Genomic DNA, 17,214 nt, shown 5'->3' with positions numbered 1-17,214 from the left:
CGGATAGGATCGGCGCATGACGGTGGCCAACGTGGAAGACGATACCCGCGAACGGATCAAGCGCGCCGCGATCCGCCTGTTCTCGCGGGCCGGGATCGACGGCGTCTCGGTGCGCGCGATCCTTACCGCCGCGGAGGTGAAGAACTCCGCCGGCATCCACTATTACTTCCGCACGAAGGACGACCTCATCCGCGAGCTCGTCGCGGATGCGCTCATCCGCACGCGCCGGGCGCGCAACGCCGCGCTGGACGCGCTCGAGGCGCGGGGGCGCCCGATCACCGTGCGCGATATCGTCGACCTGATCGTCAAGGTGGAGACCACCGAGACCAACGACCCCGAGGCGCGCACCGACCTGCCCATCGGCTTCGGTCACATGCGCTTCATCTCAGTGATGCAGCTCAACCACCGCGACACGTTCACGAAGGCCGTCGAGGCCGAGGGCGACGACAGTTTCGAGCGCTGCATCGCCCATGTCGCGGCGGCCCTGCCCGATGTGCCGCGCCCGCTGCTCAATCAGCGGATCGTCTTCTTCTATCAGTTCGCGCAAGCCGCCCTGTCCGCCCGCGAGGCGGCCTTCGTGGCGACCGGCGACGGCGGCAAGCTGTGGGGCGCCCCCACAGCGCTGGAAAACCTGATCGACAGCCTGACCGCCGGCCTCACCTGCGCTGCTCACCCGGGCTGACGCGCCGCCCGAAGCGGCACCGGAAGCAAGAACGCCGCCCCGGCACAGCCGCGACGGCGTTCAGTCTCCCGCTCATGACAAGCCGGCTCACCAAAGTCGGGCTTACCGGGCCGTTTCCAGGATCTCCAGCACGTCGGCGGCCTCGCGGACCGGGCGCGGGTTCGTCTTCCCCCAGATGTCCTGCAAGGTGTATTCCGCGATCTGCGGCAACCGCTCCGCCCCGACCCCGACGGCGCCGAGGCTGCGGGGCATTCCCAGGTCGGAGATGAACCGGTCCGCCTGGGTCGCCGCCGGTGTCTCGGGATCGCCGAAGATCGCGCGGATCGGCGCCTGACGGTCGGCATTGGCGGTCGCGTTGACGGAGGCGTTCCAGGCCAGAACGAAGGGCGACATCACGCAGGACGTATAGCCGTGCGGCACATCGCACAGCCCGCCGAGCACATGGCCGATGGCGTGGCTCGCCCCCATCGGCACGCCGGCGATGATCGGCAGCATCGACTGCCACACGCCGATCTGGCATTTCAACCGCGCCTCGAGATCCTCCGGGTTCGCCTTGGTGCGCGGCAATCCCTCGACCAGAAGCTGAAGCGCGCTGCGGGCGAGGCCGTCGCAGAAATCGTTGGACTGGAACGACTGCAAGGTCTCCACGGCATGATCGAGCGCGCGCACCCCGGTCGACAGCCAGAGCCACTCCGGCGTGTGCGCGGTGAGCGCCGGATCCAGGATCACGGCGACGGGCGCCATCATCCGCTCCTGATAGCCCTGCTTGTGTTTCGTCGCCGGGTCGGTCGACCCCGACAGCGGATTGAACTCGCCGCCCGACAGGGTCGTGGGAATGCAGATCGTGCGGATGTCCTGGCTTTCGAAGCGCGGGAGCACCATGGCCCCGGCCGCATCCACGGTGATGTGATAGGCGTCCATCGCCTCGACCGTGCGCACGTCGTGCTTCAGCATCGCCGGCACGATCTTCGCGCAATCGGTCACCGAGCCGCCGCCGACGGACACGATCAGGTCGGCGCGCGCCTCGCGGGCCACCTCGGTCGCCGCCAGCACGTCGTGACGCGGCACATGCGGTGCGACACCGGTGAAGGTCGCGGCATGGCGCGACCCAAGCGCCCGCTCGATGTCCGCGATCTCGTGTGTCGTCTCGGCCAGCGACGTGCTGGCGATCACCACGACACGCCGGGCGTCGCAGATCTCGGCTTCCGCCCTGAGCGCCTCCGGCGCACGCTCCCCGAAGCGCACGCGTTCCGTCGCCGTCATGGCGACCATCCCTGTCGTCAGCGTCATGTTTCCTCCCATCGACACCGCACACCGTTTCGCTTTTCCCCCGCGCGACGACGGGGGCAATCCCCCTCGGCGATCAGGCCGTGGAGCGGAATCTCTCTCCCTTGATCCGCAGTCCCGCGGCCTCGCGGTCCCAGGTGTCGTCGGTCTTGCCGTCCGTGCGCAGCTGATGCTTGAGCACCTTGGCGGTCGGCGTCTTGGGAAGGCCGTCGCGCACGACGCGGACGTAGCGCGGCACCATGAAATAGGCGAGCCGATCGCTCAGGAAGGCGATCAGCTCCGCCGGATCGATCTCCCGCCCCTCGACCGGCGCGACGCAGACGAGCACGTCGTCCTCGCTGAATTCGCTCGGCACGGCGACAACGGCGGCCTCGGCCACATCCGGATGGGCGAGCACCTCGCTCTCCACCTCGAAGGAGGAGATGTTCTCGCCGCGCCGGCGGATCGCGTCCTTGACGCGGTCGGCGAAGAAGAAGTTGCCGTCCGCGTCCTGAGTGAAGGCGTCGCCGGTGTGGAACCAGCCGTTGCGCCAGGCGCGCGCCGTGGCCTCCGGCATCTTGTAGTAGCCGCTGTTCATCGCCCAGGGCCGGTCGGTGCGAATGATCATCTCGCCCATCTCGCCCTGCGCCACCTCGCAATCGTTGGCGTCGACGAGCCGGACCTCGACGCCGGGACGCGGCCGGCCGCAGGTGCCGCGCACGGTCGGGTTCGGCTCCGAGATCAGCGGCGTGGAGATCTCGGTCATGTTGAAGATCGTGTAGACGTCGAGCCCGAACCGGCGCGCGAAGCTCTCGGAGTTCGAGGCCAGCGGCACCATCAGCACGAGGCGCAGCGGATTGTCGCGGTCGTCGTCGCGCGCGGGCTGCTTTTCCAGGAAGCTGGCCATCACGCCCAGCAGGAAGGCGACCGTGCTCCCCGTGCGGCGGACCGAGTCCCAATAGGTCGCGGTGTCGAAGCGGTCGACGACCGCGATCGAGGCGCCGCGCGCCAGCATGCAGAACATCGGCCCCGATCCGCCGATGTGAAACATCGGCGCGTTGATCATGTAGCGGTCGTCCTCGGTGACGAAGGTCCAGGTCTCCGGCCCGGCGTTCGAATAAAGGTGCATATAGGACATGAGCACGCCCTTCGACGGCCCCGTCGTTCCCGACGTGAACACCACGGTCATCGGATCCCAGGGCTCGATGGCGCGCTCAAGCGGGGCGAGCGTGCCGCTTTCGGGCAGCAGCACGTCCTCGTAGCGCACGCTCGGCAGAGGCGCGGTCGCGGCCTCGCCGCCCGTGACGATCAACCGCTCCAGCCGGGCGAGGTCGACCGAATGCAGCCGCTCGACCAGCCCCGCCTCGACCACCGCGAGGCGGGCGTCGGAAATGTCGATCACATGCTCCAGCAGACGGCCCTTGTAGGCGGTGTTGATGGGCACATAGACGGCGCCGATGTAGTTCAGCGCGAAGAAGATGCGGATCTGTTCCCGGCAGTTGGGCATCCACACCAGCACATGGTCGCCCTGCCCGACGCCCTGGGCCTGAAGGCCGACGGCGGTTTGCAGCACCAGGTCGCGGAACGCCGCATAGGTCCATTCCTCGCCGGTGTCGTCGAACTTGGCGAAGACCCTGGCCGGGCGCTCCTGCGCCCATCGCTCGATGAGATCGCGCGTCACCACCTTGCGGCGCGCCGGCATGCGCGGGTCGCGCGTCTCCGGGGACAGCGGACCGTCCGTAACCTTGAACATGTTTTCCTCCCTCATGCCCTCGCCCGGCGCGCGTTGTCTCGCGCGTTGCACGGAACGGGCGGCCGCGTGCCGATGCGTCTGGCCGGATGAAGAATGCTGCCATCGTTTGATGTAAGTCAATAGCTTTAATTTAGCGACTTAGGGTCGCCTTACCCGACCGACCGGGCCGCAGGACGCTTGCCTGGCTCGCGTATCCACAAGGTTCGCGGCCCGAACGGTCTGACGGTTTCGGGTCCGGCGGAGACCGAGGGCGTGGCGGGAAGGGCTTGTCCCCCGGGGCAGGATGTCCGACAAGCCGGAGGCGGAGGGGGCGCGCCGTCGGGAGAGCGGCGGGCCCCCGAACAGGCAACCGGGTGAGGATAGATGAGCACCGACCAGATTCTGATTTTCCTCATCCTGGTCGCCACGATGGGGCTGTTCCTGTGGGGGCGGTTTCGCCACGACGTCGTCGCGCTGGCGTCGCTGATGGCCTGCGTCATCGCGGGTCTGGTTCCGGCCGGCGACGCCTTCGCCGGCTTCGGCCATCCGGCCGTGATCACCGTGGCCTGCGTGCTTGTGCTCAGCCAGGGCCTTCAGAACACCGGCGCCGTCGACTGGCTGGCGCGCAGCGTGCTGCCGCGCGAGGCCGGACGCACCACCAGCATGATGGCGCTCATGGGTCTGGGCGCGGCCCTGTCGGGCTTCATGAACAACGTCGGCGCGATGGCGCTCCTGATGCCGGTCGCGGTGCAACTGTCGGAACGCCTTGAGCTGTCGCCCGGACAGGTGCTGATGCCGCTCGCCTTCGGCACGATCCTCGGCGGCATGACGACGCTGATCGGCACGCCGCCGAACCTCATCGTCTCCGGCTTTCGGGAAGAGGCGGGGCTTGGCGCCTTTTCGATCTTCGATTTCGCGCCCGTCGGGCTCGCCGTCGCCGGCGCCGGCGTGATCCTCGTCGCCCTGGTCGGCTGGCGGCTGGTGCCGGCGCGCAAATCCGCGGCGGAGGCGGATTTCGAAACCGGCGCCTATTTCACGGAAGTGCGCGTGCCCGACAAGAGCAAGGCCATCGGCCTGACCCTGCGGGCCTTCGAGCGCGAGATCGAGGACAGCGACGTCCAGATCGTCGGCATGATCCGCAACGATGTCTATCTGACAGCCCCGCACGGCGGCCGGCACATTCGCGCCGACGACATCCTGGTGCTGCAGGCCGAGGTCGATGCCCTGACGGAGGCGCTCTCCGTGTTCGACATCAAGCTGGAACAGGCCATCGTCGAACCCGAGGAAGACGACACGGAGGCGGCCGACGCAAAGGCCCGGGCGACCGCAGAGGACGCGGCGGCCGGGGAGGCATCCGACGCCGAGGGGGACGACGCGAAGGACCGCAAGCGCGGCCGCGACGTCGTCCTGCGCGAACTGGCGGTTCTGCCGGGCGCGAGCATCGTCGGACGCTCGGCGAAGGAGATGCATCTGCGCGCGCGCTACGGGCTGAACCTGATCGCGATCTCGCGCGAGGGGCATCCGCCGCGATCCGGGCTGCGCAGCGCGCAGCTGCGGTCCGGCGATCTGCTGCTCGTTCAGGGCCTGCCGGAATCGGTCGGCGAGTTCATCAGCGAAACGGGCTGCGTGCCGCTTGGCGCGCGCGAGCTGCGCCTGCCGGACAAGCGCATGGCCATGCTCGCCACCGCGATCATGCTCGGCGCCATCGCCCTGGTGACGCTGGGGGCGCTGCCGGCGGCCCCGGCCTTCGCGCTCGGCGTTCTGGCGTCGATGGTCATGCGCACCGTGCCGCTGCGACAGGTCTATACCTCCATCGACTGGCCGGTGATCGTCCTGCTGGCCGCGCTGATCCCGGTCGCCGGCGCGATGCAATCCACCGGCGCGGCGGAAGTGCTGGCGCGGTTTCTCATCGACACGGTGGCCCAGGGCAACACGGTGGCCGCGCTGGTCGTGGTGCTGGTCACGACGATGTTCCTGTCGGACGTGATGAACAACGCCGCGACCGCCGCCGTCCTGTGCCCCATCGCGCTCGGCATCGCCGCCGCGTCGGGCGTCAATCCCGACAGTTTCCTGATGGCGGTCGCGATCGGCGCCTCCTGTGCGTTCCTCACTCCCATCGGCCACCAGAACAACACGCTGATCCTGGGACCGGGCGGCTTCCGCTTCGGCGACTACTGGAGGCTCGGCCTGCCGCTGGAGCTGCTGGTCGTCGCGATCAGCGTGCCGCTGCTGCTGGTCGTCTGGCCGCTGTAGCCCGTCCGTGTCCGGGCCGGGCGGATCATGCCCGGTCGCCGCGCTTGTCCGACTTGCGGCTTTCCTGGGCGGTGCGCCCGCCACCTCGCAGGATCACCAGCGCCAGCGCGCCGAGCAACGCCCCGGCCGCGAGCAGGAAGGTCGTGCGCAGACCCTCCGTGACCTGCGAAGCCGAGGCGGCCGCCATGTCGCTCGTGCCCACCGATACGGCGAAGACGGCGCCCATGGCCGCCGCGCCGGTGATCAGCCCGAGATTGCGTGACAGGCTGAGCATCCCGGACACCACGCCGCGCTCCCCGGGCGCCACCTTGAGCATCACCCGGGTCATGGTCGCCGCCTGAAAGAGCTGATATCCGGGCGTCAACAGCACCAGCCCGGCCAGATAGCCGGCCACGCCCGCGGGCAAGACCGCGAGAGCGAGCGCGCCGAGCGTCATCGCCGCGAGACCGACGCGCAAGACCGCGTCGGCCCCGCAACGGTCGACAAGCCGGCCGGAGGGCACGCCGCACAGCGCGGCAAGGACAGGCCCGAAGGACATGACAAGCCCCACCTGCCAGGCGCTCAGCCCCAGCGCGAAGGCCAGGAAGAAGGGGCCCACCACCAGCGTCGTCATCATCACCGTGGACACCAGCGCGGTGGCGATCAGACCGGTGCTCAACACCGGGTCGCGCAGCGCCGACAGATCGACCAGAGGCGTCGCGACGCGGCGTTCCACCACGACGAACGCCACAGTCGCGCCAGCCGCAACCGCCAGAAGCATCGCATTGAGCGCGCCCAAAGCCTCCCCGTTCAAGGTCATCGACAGGGCATAGGCAGTGAGCGCCAGACACAGAAGGACGATCCCCGGAAGGTCGAAGGCGCCGGTTGGCTTGCGCGCCGTCGGCGCCGCCACCGGCAGGACCCGGGAGGCGAGAAGCGCGGCAAGCCCGGCGACGGGGGCGAGCGCCAGAAACACGGCGCGCCAGTCGAAGGCGGCGATCAGCGCCCCGCCGAGCGCCGGGCCGAGCGCCGTCCCGACCGCGGACATGGTGCCCAGCAGCCCCATGGCGCGCCCGGTCCTGTCCTCCGCCACGGTTTCGCGCACCAGCGCGACCGCCAGCGCCATGGGAACCGCCGCGCCGAGGCCCTGCACCGCGCGGGCCGCGATCAGCGCCGGCAGCGTCGGCGCCAGCGCGCAGAGGACGGTCGCGACGGCGAAGACCAGAAGGCCGCCCGCCATCACCCGGCCCCGCCCGAGCCGGTCGCCAAGCCGCCCGGCGATCACCGTCAGGACGGTGACCGACAGGAGATAGGCGATCACCACCCATTGAACATCGGACATCGGCGCTGCAAAGGCCCCGGCCAGCGCCGGAAGCGCCACATTCGCGATGCTCACGCCGAGCGACGCCAGGAGCATCGACGCCGCCAGACAGATCACGGCCCAGGGCCCTTGCGATGCGGCCGCCGGGTCTTGCACGGGCCGCTTCATCGGGGCGCATCCGCGTCGGAGCGCACCAACGCGGCGACGCATTTTCGCGCGAGCGGCGCGACCACGAGCACGACCGGGAAGGCGATCACCCAGGACGACAACCAGGCCTCGAGCCAGAGACCGAGGAAGCCCTCGACCGGACCGAGATTGCGCAAGGTCGCGACGCCCGCGACCAGCAGGGACATCAGGCACGACAGCACAAGGGCGAAAGCCACGGGGGCAAGGCGGGGCGGCAGCATGGGAAACCTCCTGTCGGGTTGGTCCACGACAGGTAGCCCCGCAGCACATATGGCGGAACACGCATCATTTGCACTGAATCCCTGCATGAAACGCCATGTCACCACCGGGCCGACATGCTATCGTCGCGGCATGGCCGATCCCGATCTCAACCTTCTGCTGGCGCTCGACGTCCTGTTGAGCGAGTGCAGCGTCGCGCGTGCGGCGAAGCGGCTTCGCCTCAGCCCCTCGGCGACGAGCCGCACGCTCGCCCGGTTGCGGGACACCACCGGAGATCCGCTGCTGGTGCGGGCCGGACGCGGGCTCACGCCAACCCCGCGTGCGCTTGAGCTCCACGCGCGTCTGGCGCCGCTGATCGCCGAGGCACGGGCGGTCCTGAGCCCGCCGGACGCGCTCGATCCGGGCGCGCTGCGACGCAGCTTCACCCTGCGCACCACGGACGGGTTCATCGAGACCTTCGCCCCGGCCCTTCTGGCCCGGGTGCGGGCCGAAGCGCCCGGCGTCACGCTGCGCTTCATCGCCAAGACCGATCCGGACAGCGCGCCGCTGCGCGAAGGCGAGGTGGATCTGGAGACCGGCGTGGTCGGGCCGAGCCTCGCACCGGAACTGCGCGCGCAGGGGCTCTTCCGCGACCGGTTCATCGGCGTGACCCGGCCGGGCCACGCGCTGAGCGAAGGGCCCATCACGGCGGAGCGCTACGCCAGCGCGGACCATGTGTCGATGTGGCGGCCCGGCGTGGCGCGCGGCCCCGTCGACGAGGCGCTGGCCCCGCTCGGGCTGTCGCGCACCATCGTCACCATGGTCAGCGGCTTTTCCGCGGCCCTGGCGCTGGCACGTCGCACCGATCTGGTGGCGAGCGTGCCGGCGCGGATAACCGCGGGGCTGCGCGAGGACTTGCGGGAATTCGCCCTGCCCTTCGAGGCGCCGCAGGTCACGGTCTCGCTGCTCTGGCATCCGCGCATGGACGCCGACGCCGCCCATCGCTGGCTGCGCACGCTTCTGCGCGCGGTGTGCGCCGAGCCGTCTGCGGCCGACGCCCCGCCCGCTAGATCAGCGGATTGAGCACCCGCTTGAGGAACTCCTGGGTGCGCGGCTCCTTCGGATCGCGCAGGACGTCGCTCGCCGCCCCCTGCTCGACGATCACGCCGCCCTCCAGGAAGAGAACCCGGTCGGCCACCTCGCGGGCGAAGCCCATCTCGTGGGTGACCACGACCATGGTCATGCCCTCTTCGGCCACCTTGCGCATCACGCCGAGCACGTCGCCCACCAGTTCCGGATCGAGCGCGGAGGTCGGCTCGTCGAAGAGGATCGCCTCGGGCTTCATCGCGAGCGCCCGGGCAATCGCCACGCGCTGCTGCTGCCCGCCGGAAAGATTGTCCGGGTAGCTGTCCATCTTGTCGCCGAGGCCCACCTTCTCGAGATATCCGGCGGCCATGTCGCGCGCCTCGGCGCGGGGCACGCCCATGACGTAGACCGGCCCCTCCATGACGTTTTCCAGCGCGGTGCGATGGGGAAACAGGTTGAAGCGCTGAAACACCATCGACACCCGCTGGCGGATCGCCTTGATCGACTTGTGCTGCGGGTCCACCTTCTGGCCGTCGATCAGGATCTCGCCGCTTTGATAGGTCTCCAGACCGTTGAGGCAGCGCAGGATCGTGGACTTGCCCGAGCCCGACGGGCCGATGACGCAGACGACTTCCCCCGGATCGACATTGAAGCTGATGCCGCGAATGACCTCGACGGCGCCGTAACTCTTGTGGATGTCGCGGACCTCAATCATGCGGTCTTGTACCTCTTCTCGAGTTGGCGGGCGAGGTAGGTGAGGGGCAGCGCCATCACCAGATACATGACCGCGACCAGCGTGAAGACGGTCATGTTGTCGAAAGTGGAAGACGCGATGAGCTGGCCCTGGCGGGTCAGTTCGGCAACCGTGATCGTCGACACCAGCGAGCTGTCCTTGAGCATCATGATCATCGTGTTGCCATAGGGCGGCAACGCGATGCGGAAGGCCTGCGGCAGGATCACGCGGCGCATGATCAGATTGTCGCTCATGCCGATGGAGTGCGCCGCCTCGATCTGGCCCCGGTCGATCGCCTCGATCCCGGCGCGGAAGTTCTCGGCCTGATAGGCGGAATAGGCGATGCCCATGCCGATCACGCCGGCCTGGAAGGCCGTCAGATTGATGCCGATATCGGGCATCACGAAGTAGATGTAGAACAGCTGGACGATGATCGGGATGCCGCGGATGACCGTGATGAAGGTCCGGCTGATCAGCCGGAAGGCGCGCACCCGGGTCCAGCCGAGAATGGCCCAGAAGAGCCCCAGGACCGTGCTGACCAGCAGGGACAGGACGGTCACGGCGATCGTGATCCAGACGCCTTCCATCAGGACAGGCAGATAGTCGGCGGCGCGTGACAGAGCCTCGGACATGAGAATTCCCGTGAAGAGCTTCGAAGACGGCGAACGGCGCGGGAGGGGTGTCCCGCGCCGTCGAGAGCGCTGTGCGGCGGGTTAGTTCAGGCCCCACTTGGCGAGGATCGCGTCGAGCTTGCCGTTCTCGCGGATCGTCTTCAGGCCGTCGTTGAGCGTGGCGCGCAGGGCGTCGTTGCCCGGCTTCACCGACATCGCCACATGGCCGACGATGGTGGATTCGTAGCTGTCCACCAGCCGCACCCGGGCCGCGCCCTGCGACAACTGATAGGCGACGATGGGCAGATCGCCGAAGCCGGCGTCGATCCGCCCGAGCTGCACGTCGCGCATGATGTCGGGGATGCTGTCGTAGATCTTCACGTCCTTAAAGATGCCGAGCGCCTTCATCGGCTCGATGTAGGCGGTGCCGACCTGCACGCCGATGGTCTTGCCCTTGAGGTCCTGCGGCGAGGCATAGGCGGTCTCGTCGTCGTTGGCGACGAACAGGCCCTCGCCGTAGGAATAGACCGTCTCGGTGAAGTCGACGACCTTGGCACGCTCTTCGGTCGCGTACATGGCGGCGGCGATGATGTCGATCTTGCCGCTGGTGAGCGAGGGGATCAGCGCCGACCACTGCGTCGCCTTCACGTCCGGAGAGAAGCCTTCCTCCTCGCCGATCGCCTCGATGATGTCGACCATCACGCCCTGGATGCTGTTGGAGCTCACATCGAGAAAGGTGAAGGGCACGCCCGTCGGCGTCGATCCGACCGTATAGGTCGGCGTCTCGGCGGCCGCCGGCACGCCCGACAGGGCGACGGCGACAACGGCCGCGGCGCCCAGACGGGCAAGGCGGGGGCGGCGGGCGAGAAGGCGCGTGAAGCTCATGGTAGTTTCCTCTCCTTGGGGGTCCGGGTTGGACGTCGTTTTTATCCCGGATTGAAATTTTGAGACTGTTATTTCATATTGAGTGAAGAAATGGAGGCTTGTCAACGCCATGACCGAGAAAGCCGGAAATCGCAGGCGGTCCCCGCCGGGCGCCCCGTCGGCAAGGAACGCCGAGCACCCGGAGGGGGGAGAGGAGACCGCGCCGGAAGAAACCCCGTTCGACTGGCGCAGCGATTCGCTGGGCGCGCGTCTGCGGCAACGGCGGAAGGTGCGCGGCCTGTCGCTGCAGGTCGTCGCCAACCGTGCGGAGGTGTCCATCGGGCTCCTGAGTCAGATCGAACGCGGTCTGACGATGCCCTCGGTGAAATCGCTGAACGCGATTTGCGCGGCTCTCGAAATGCCCGTCAGCTGGCTGTTCGACCCTGGCGGCAACGTGCAGGAACGCTACGTGGTGCGCGCGCATCAGCGCCGCGTGCTCGACCTCGGCGCCAAGGGCATGCGCAAGGAACTGATGACGCCGGACGAGATCACCGGCATCCAGATGATGAAACTCGTCATCCAGCCGGGCGGCTCCACCGGCGACACGCCCTACCGGCACGAGACCGGCGCCAAATGCGGCACCGTGGTGAGCGGCACGCTGGGGCTGGAAATCGACGGGCGCACGGTCCTGCTCGAGCCCGGCGACAGTTTCGCCTTTCCGGCAAGCGCATTCATCCGCTTCTGGTGCGAGGGCAGCGAGACGACCAAGGCGTTCTGGGTCGTCACGCCGGCCGTGTACTGACGCGCCGATAACCAGGACACCGCCGCGGCGGCCGGACGATTCACCGGACGAGGCGGGCGGGAGGAATATTCAGGAGGAGATGTTGATGACCGAGGCGACCATCGCCAACGAGCACAGTTTCATCGCGCGGTCCCTGTGGACCGCGACGGCCAATCCGTCGAAGGCCTATCCGGCGCTCGTCGGCGAGCAGGCCTGCGACGTCGCCGTCATCGGCGGCGGCTTCGCCGGGCTTTCGGCCGCCCTGCACCTGGCGGAAGCGGGAGTTCAGGTCTGCCTGCTGGACGCGGAAACGCCCGGCTGGGGCGCCTCGGGGCGCAATGGCGGCCAGGTGGTGCCCGGCCTCAAGGAGGACCCCGACGAGATCGAGGCCCGCTTCGGCCCCGCGCTCGGCGGGCGCATGATCCGGCTGGCGGGCAACGCCGGCACCTTCGTCTTCGACCTGATCGAGCGTCTCGGCATCGATTGCGAGGCTTCGCGCGCCGGCTGGATCCAGCCGATCCACAGCGAGGCCGCCCGGGCCACCGTGCAACGCCGCTACGACCAGTGGCGCCGGCGCGACGCCGCCATGCGCCTGCTCGACCGCGACGAGACCGCCGATCTCCTTGGAACCGGCAGCTATCTGGGCGGCATGCTGGACCAGCGCGGCGGCAACCTGCACCCTCTCAACTATGCGCTCGGCCTGGCCGAGGCGGCCGAGCGCGCCGGCGCGCGCCTCTTCGCCCACAGCCGCGCGCTGCGGTGGGAGACAACAGGCGACGGCGTATGCATTCACACCGCGCAGGGCCGTCTTCAGGCCCGGCAGCTTCTGGTCTGCACCAACGGCTATGCGGATGCCTTTTCCGGCGCCATCGGCCGTACCGTCGTACCGATCCGCTCCATTCAGGTGGCCACCGAACCGCTGCCGCAGAACATCGCCGCCAGCATCTTTCCGAAAGGCCATTCGGCGTCGGACACCCGGCGGCTGCTGCATTACTTCCGCAAAGGACCGGGCAACACCTTCGTCATGGGCGGGCGCGGCGACTATTCGCAGACCGGCACGGAGCGCCAGTTCGAGGTGCTGCGCAAGGCGAGCGTCAAACTCTACCCGCAGCTGGAAAGCGTGGGCTGGCGCTATCACTGGGGCGGAAACGTCGCCATGACCGTGAGCCACTACCCGCAACTCCTGCGCGTCGACGACCGCATCTGGGCCGCAACCGGCTTCAACGGGCGGGGCGTCGCGATGGCCACGGCGCTCGGCAAGGTGATCGCGGATGCCGCACAGGGCGTGCCGGAGACGGAGCTCGACTTCCCCGTCACGCAGGTCAAGCCGATCCCGTTTCACTTCATGCGCCGCTATGCGGTCATGGCCGCCGTGAGCTGGGCCCGCCTGCGCGACGCGGTCGGCTGACGCGGCAGCGGTTGCGCGCAGAAGTCGACAAGAGCGACAATAAGCCGTGACGGGCACGCGGGCGAACGCGCCGCGCGCGCAGGATGTGCGGCGGCATTCGGTTGTCCGGGTGGCGTCGGTCCCCGCATGGTCAAGACTGCGCTTTGCAAACGTGGCGCGACCGCAAGGGGGCGGCCTCCTCCACGACATGGGAAGAGCGAAAGGCGGACCGACATGCCGGGCTCGGAAGACTGGGATTGGAGCGAGCCGAAAAGACCTCGCAGACTTGCATCCGTCGAGGACCACCTTCTGTGGACCTATGCCCGGCTCAGTGTCACACGCCAGATGATGGAGGCGCATCGACATGGAAGACCCGACCGCTTTGCGGGCGGGAGGAGCAAATGGGCCAACATCGAGATGACGAAGTACCAGCGCGGGGTACGAAACATTTCGTCCCTCGATCGGGATGACAGATTGTCACAGGACGGCCTGCGACTTTGCGCTCACTGCGGCACGAGTGCGCCAAGATACCAATGGGATCACCTCATTCCGCGCAGCAAGCTCGCCGGAGCCTATGTGGCGCTCAATCAGGTTCGCTCCTGCCCGCGCTGCAACATGAGCCGGGGTGACAAGGATCTGATGCTCTGGCACAGACAGAACCTGACCTTTCCCACTCTGGGCATTTTGCGCAGATATCTGAACCTCTGTTACTTTTACGCAAAACAGCAGGAGTGCCTCGCAATATCGGCGGACAAGGCCGTGGAAGGCGGCTTGCCCTTCGATCCTCGATACCTCCCGCGAAAGTTCCCGAAGGTGGACGCCGTGATTTGGGATTATGCGCATCCCCCCTCGTCGGACACCTCGCACAGGGAGTAAGGCGGTGCCGGGCCTTGGCTTGAGGCTCGAGAACATCGATGTTGTCGAGGACGCATTGAAATAGCGAGACGAGCCCGCGCCGGATGGGCGATGACTTTGCCAACCGGGCGAACGGACGACGGTGACGAAAATCCCTGCAACGCCTTACGCAACGGCGGAAGCAGCTTCAAAGATCATTCGGGCGTGTCGAGCTCATGCAACCGGGCGCGCGCGAGCATCTCGAGACGCTCCTGGCGGTGTTTTTCAGCCAGCGCGCCCGGTCCGCAGAGGCTCATCTTGTTCCCAACCCGTTCCTAAACACCGACCTCAAGGCGTTCATGCATCGGGCGGCGCCGTCCGGCCTGAGGACAGGGCGGGGGCTGCGGGTGTTCGCCCCTCGTGCCGGAGACTCGATCCTGCCGACGGACCGCGTCCTGGTGACACGTGACAGCGATGCGGAATTTGCGAAATCCATGGACCACGGATTCACAAAATTCAGCCCGGCGAAGCTGCTTTCACACGATCTTTTCAAAGAGGTTCATGCAAGGGGTATCTGCGCGCGCGTGTTTGAATGATGACGGTTTGAACGCTGACCTGAGACCCCAGAACTCCTCCAATTTTGTGTAGAGTCCGTTTCAAGCAGGAGACGGACGGAATGAAGCGTTCACGGTTCACAGAAGAACAGATCATCGGGATCTTGCGGGAGCAGGAAAGCGGCCAGAAGACGGCCGATGTTTGCAGGCGGCACGGGATCTCGGAAGCCACGTTCTACAAGTACAAGGCCAAGTTTGGCGGCATGGATGTATCCGATGCCCGCAAGCTGAAGGCGCTTGAAGACGAGAACGCGAAGCTCAAGAAACTGTTGGCCGAGGCCATGCTCGACAACGCCATGCTGAAGGACGTTGCATCAAAAAAATGGTAACGCCCGGTGCAAGGCGGGAAGCTGCGGCTCACCTGTGCGGAGCGCACGGCGTGAGCCAGCGTCGGGCGTGTGCGGTTCTGGCAATTGACCGGTCGAGTGTTCGGTATCGTAGCCTTCGACCTGATGATGCCGATTTGCGTGAAGCCATGAGACGAGTTGCCGGAGAGCGCCGGCGCTTCGGCTACAGACGCATTCACCTGATGCTGGAACGCCAGGGCATCCGAATGAACCAGAAGAAGCTGAGACGACTCTATCGCGAGGAAAAGCTGCAAGTCCGCAAACGTGGTGGCCGGAAGCGAGCTTTGGGCACCAGACGGCCGATGGTGTTGCCAGGCAGGACAAACGAGCGGTGGAGCCTGGACTTCGTGTCGGATGCCTTTACGGACGGCCGCCGTTTCCGGGTTCTGGCGGTGGTCGATGATTACAGCCGCGAGTGCCTGGCGCTTGTGGCCGATACTTCATTGTCCGGCTTGCGGGTCGCCCGTGAACTTGATGCGCTCATCCGTCTGCGTGGTAAACCGGTCACCGTGGTCTCTGACAACGGAACCGAACTTACCAGCATGGCGGTTCTCAAATGGTGTCAGGGGACTGGTGTCGACTGGCATTACATCCAGCCCGGCAAACCGATGCAGAACGGCTTCGTCGAGAGTTTCAACGGTAGCTTCAGGGATGAGTGTCTCAACGAGACGCTGTTCTCGTCGCTTTCCGAAGCCCGATCCCAAATCACCGCATGGAAGGACGACTACAACCGAAACAGACCCCACTCATCCCTGGGCAATCTCACGCCCCACGAATTCGCATTGAAAATGACATTGCAAACACAGGCCGCATAAGGCCAAAAATCAACCGAAGGACTCCGCGCTAAGTCGGAAGAGGATTGGGTCTCAGGTCAACGCCCACCCGATAGTCACGCAAGCATACCCCCGAAAACAAAAAAACCGCCCCAAAGGGCGGCGATCGTTCATAAACATCAGCTGACCACGGCAGGATTTGAACCTACGACCTTCAGGTTATGAGCCTGACGAGCTACCGGGCTGCTCCACCCCGCGGAGAGTTTTGTTTGAGTATCGTAGAGGTTTTTTTTTGCGCTTTGCGGGCCTGGCGGCGACCGACTCTCCCACGTCTTGAGACGCAGTACCATTGGCGCTGGGGCGTTTCACTTCCGAGTTCGGGATGGGATCGGGTGTTTGGGTCCCCGCTGTGGCCACCAGGCCGGCGAAGCGCAAGTTTTGTGAACTGGTCTTGTTTCCGCGTTGTCCGGACGAGACCGGTGTGCGGTGTTTTTGAACGCGTTTCGCTGACCAGCCCGCGACTGCGGGCCGCCAACGTTTTGGCGCGTGGTTCGCAGCCGTTGGCGTGCGCCAACTGGCGTGAGAACGAAGGATGGATGGGCATTGAGTAATGAGAGTGATCAAGCCGATCGAGCTATTAGTACCGGTAAGCTTCACGCATTGCTGCGCGTCCACACCCGGCCTATCGACGTGGTGGTCTTCCACGGCTCTCAAGGGAGACCTGGTTTTGAGGCCGGTTTCCCGCTTAGATGCTTTCAGCGGTTATCCGTTCCGCACATAGCTACCCTGCAATGCCGCTGGCGCGACAACAGGTCCACCAGAGGTGCGTCCATCCCGGTCCTCTCGTACTAGGGACAGATCCTCTCAAGTTTCCTACACCCACGGCAGATAGGGACCGAACTGTCTCGCGACGTTCTGAACCCAGCTCACGTACCACTTTAATCGGCGAACAGCCGAACCCTTGGGACCTGCTCCAGCCCCAGGATGTGATGAGCCGACATCGAGGTGCCAAACGATTCCGTCGATATGGACTCTTGGGAATCATCAGCCTGTTATCCCCGGCGTACCTTTTATCCGTTGAGCGATGGCCCTTCCACGAGGGACCACCGGATCACTATGACCGACTTTCGTCTCTGCTCGACTTGTCAGTCTCGCAGTCAGGCGGGCTTATGCCATTGCACTCAGCGAACGATTTCCGACCGTTCTGAGCCCACCATCGCGCGCCTCCGTTACCATTTGGGAGGCGACCGCCCCAGTCAAACTACCCGCCACACACGGTCCCGGACGTTGTTGCGCCGCGGTTAGACATCCATGACGACAAGGGTGGTATTTCAAGGGTGACTCCACCAAGGCTGGCGCCCTGGTTTCGACGTCTACCACCTATCCTACACATGTCGTGACGAATGCCAGTGTGAAGCTGTAGTAAAGGTGCACGGGGTCTTTCCGTCTGACCGCAGGAACCCCGCATCTTCACGGGGAATTCAATTTCACTGAGTCTGTGCTGGAGACAGCGGGGAAGTCGTTACGCCATTCGTGCAGGTCGGAACTTACCCGACAAGGAATTTCG

Annotated in this window: 15 protein-coding genes, 1 tRNA gene and 2 rRNA genes (1 of these 18 cut by a window edge); 8 read left to right on the top strand and 10 right to left on the bottom strand. The window is 66.4% G+C overall.

Features of this window, described 5'->3' with window-relative positions:
• Positions 1-16 precede the first annotated feature (16 nt).
• Positions 17-682: a helix-turn-helix domain-containing protein gene (locus ABL312_RS18790; protein WP_349358925.1), complete on the top strand. Its 666-nt coding sequence runs from the start codon at positions 17-19 to the stop codon at positions 680-682.
• A gap of 102 nt (positions 683-784) precedes the next feature.
• Here ABL312_RS18790 and ABL312_RS18785 read toward each other — a convergent pair whose 3' ends face one another.
• Together ABL312_RS18785 and ABL312_RS18780 are read right to left on the bottom strand one after the other, a co-directional pair.
• Positions 785-1,972: an iron-containing alcohol dehydrogenase gene (locus tag ABL312_RS18785; RefSeq protein WP_349358924.1), complete on the bottom strand. Its 1,188-nt coding sequence runs from the start codon at positions 1,970-1,972 to the stop codon at positions 785-787.
• A gap of 73 nt (positions 1,973-2,045) precedes the next feature.
• On the bottom strand, positions 2,046-3,701 hold the full coding sequence (locus tag ABL312_RS18780; RefSeq protein WP_349358923.1) for an AMP-binding protein: 1,656 nt from the start codon (positions 3,699-3,701) through the stop codon (positions 2,046-2,048).
• Positions 3,702-4,064: 363 nt separating this feature from the next.
• Between ABL312_RS18780 and ABL312_RS18775 the strand changes: the two genes are divergently transcribed.
• Complete coding sequence (locus ABL312_RS18775; protein WP_349358922.1) at positions 4,065-5,933, top strand: SLC13 family permease; 1,869 nt, start codon at positions 4,065-4,067, stop codon at positions 5,931-5,933.
• A gap of 25 nt (positions 5,934-5,958) precedes the next feature.
• On the opposite strand, the gene ABL312_RS18770 is transcribed toward ABL312_RS18775, so the two are convergent.
• Positions 5,959-7,401: an MFS transporter gene (locus tag ABL312_RS18770; protein WP_349358921.1), complete on the bottom strand. Its 1,443-nt coding sequence runs from the start codon at positions 7,399-7,401 to the stop codon at positions 5,959-5,961.
• Positions 7,398-7,640 carry a DUF2798 domain-containing protein gene (locus ABL312_RS18765; protein WP_349358920.1) on the bottom strand — a complete coding sequence of 81 codons (243 nt, stop codon included), beginning with the start codon at positions 7,638-7,640 and terminating at the stop codon, positions 7,398-7,400. Before ABL312_RS18765 ends, ABL312_RS18770 begins: the two co-directional genes overlap by 4 nt.
• A gap of 130 nt (positions 7,641-7,770) precedes the next feature.
• Between ABL312_RS18765 and ABL312_RS18760 the strand changes: the two genes are divergently transcribed.
• Positions 7,771-8,700: a LysR family transcriptional regulator gene (locus ABL312_RS18760; RefSeq protein ID WP_349361460.1), complete on the top strand. Its 930-nt coding sequence runs from the start codon at positions 7,771-7,773 to the stop codon at positions 8,698-8,700.
• Here ABL312_RS18760 and ABL312_RS18755 read toward each other — a convergent pair.
• The 3 genes from ABL312_RS18755 to ABL312_RS18745 form a co-directional block, all read right to left on the bottom strand.
• Positions 8,684-9,418, bottom strand: a complete 735-nt coding sequence (locus tag ABL312_RS18755; RefSeq protein ID WP_349358919.1) for an amino acid ABC transporter ATP-binding protein — start codon at positions 9,416-9,418, stop codon at positions 8,684-8,686. The two genes, ABL312_RS18760 and ABL312_RS18755, sit on opposite strands and share 17 nt — an antisense overlap.
• Positions 9,415-10,068 (bottom strand): amino acid ABC transporter permease, encoded by a 654-nt coding sequence (locus ABL312_RS18750; RefSeq protein ID WP_349358918.1) that lies wholly within the window; start codon positions 10,066-10,068, stop codon positions 9,415-9,417. Before ABL312_RS18750 ends, ABL312_RS18755 begins: the two co-directional genes overlap by 4 nt.
• Before the next feature lie 81 nt (positions 10,069-10,149).
• Positions 10,150-10,932 carry an ABC transporter substrate-binding protein gene (locus tag ABL312_RS18745; RefSeq protein ID WP_349358917.1) on the bottom strand — a complete coding sequence of 261 codons (783 nt, stop codon included), beginning with the start codon at positions 10,930-10,932 and terminating at the stop codon, positions 10,150-10,152.
• 109 nt (positions 10,933-11,041) lie between these two features.
• Here ABL312_RS18745 and ABL312_RS18740 point away from each other — a divergent pair, with 109 nt between their 5' ends.
• The 5 genes from ABL312_RS18740 (at position 11,042) to ABL312_RS18720 (ending at position 15,689) form a co-directional block, all read left to right on the top strand.
• Positions 11,042-11,713 carry a cupin domain-containing protein gene (locus ABL312_RS18740; RefSeq protein WP_349358916.1) on the top strand — a complete coding sequence of 224 codons (672 nt, stop codon included), beginning with the start codon at positions 11,042-11,044 and terminating at the stop codon, positions 11,711-11,713.
• An 85-nt stretch (positions 11,714-11,798) separates the two neighbouring features.
• Positions 11,799-13,100, top strand: coding sequence for an FAD-binding oxidoreductase (locus ABL312_RS18735; RefSeq protein WP_349358915.1), 1,302 nt, complete (start codon positions 11,799-11,801; stop codon positions 13,098-13,100).
• Between the two features lie 213 nt (positions 13,101-13,313).
• Positions 13,314-13,955 (top strand): HNH endonuclease signature motif containing protein, encoded by a 642-nt coding sequence (locus tag ABL312_RS18730; RefSeq protein WP_349358914.1) that lies wholly within the window; start codon positions 13,314-13,316, stop codon positions 13,953-13,955.
• 134 nt (positions 13,956-14,089) lie between these two features.
• Complete coding sequence (locus tag ABL312_RS18725; protein WP_349361459.1) at positions 14,090-14,509, top strand: GNAT family N-acetyltransferase; 420 nt, start codon at positions 14,090-14,092, stop codon at positions 14,507-14,509.
• Between the two features lie 80 nt (positions 14,510-14,589).
• Positions 14,590-15,689, top strand: a protein-coding gene (locus tag ABL312_RS18720) for an IS3 family transposase (RefSeq protein WP_374730139.1) whose coding sequence is annotated in 2 segments (ribosomal slippage) — positions 14,590-14,839 and positions 14,839-15,689 — 1,101 coding nt in all. Because the reading frame shifts where the segments join, the coding sequence is not laid out codon by codon here.
• Between the two features lie 142 nt (positions 15,690-15,831).
• Here the strand turns inward: ABL312_RS18720 and ABL312_RS18715 are convergent.
• From ABL312_RS18715 to ABL312_RS18705, 3 genes are all read right to left on the bottom strand, one after another.
• Positions 15,832-15,901 (bottom strand) — tRNA-Met (locus tag ABL312_RS18715).
• Between the two features lie 51 nt (positions 15,902-15,952).
• Positions 15,953-16,068, bottom strand: a 5S ribosomal RNA gene (gene rrf, locus ABL312_RS18710).
• Between the two features lie 195 nt (positions 16,069-16,263).
• Positions 16,264-17,214: ribosomal RNA gene (locus ABL312_RS18705) — 23S ribosomal RNA — on the bottom strand (it continues 1,768 nt past the right edge of the window).

Origin of the sequence: Stappia sp. (assembly GCF_040110915.1) — a bacterium.
Classification (GTDB): domain Bacteria; phylum Pseudomonadota; class Alphaproteobacteria; order Rhizobiales; family Stappiaceae; genus Stappia.
This window is presented reverse-complemented; position numbering and strand designations above follow the sequence as displayed.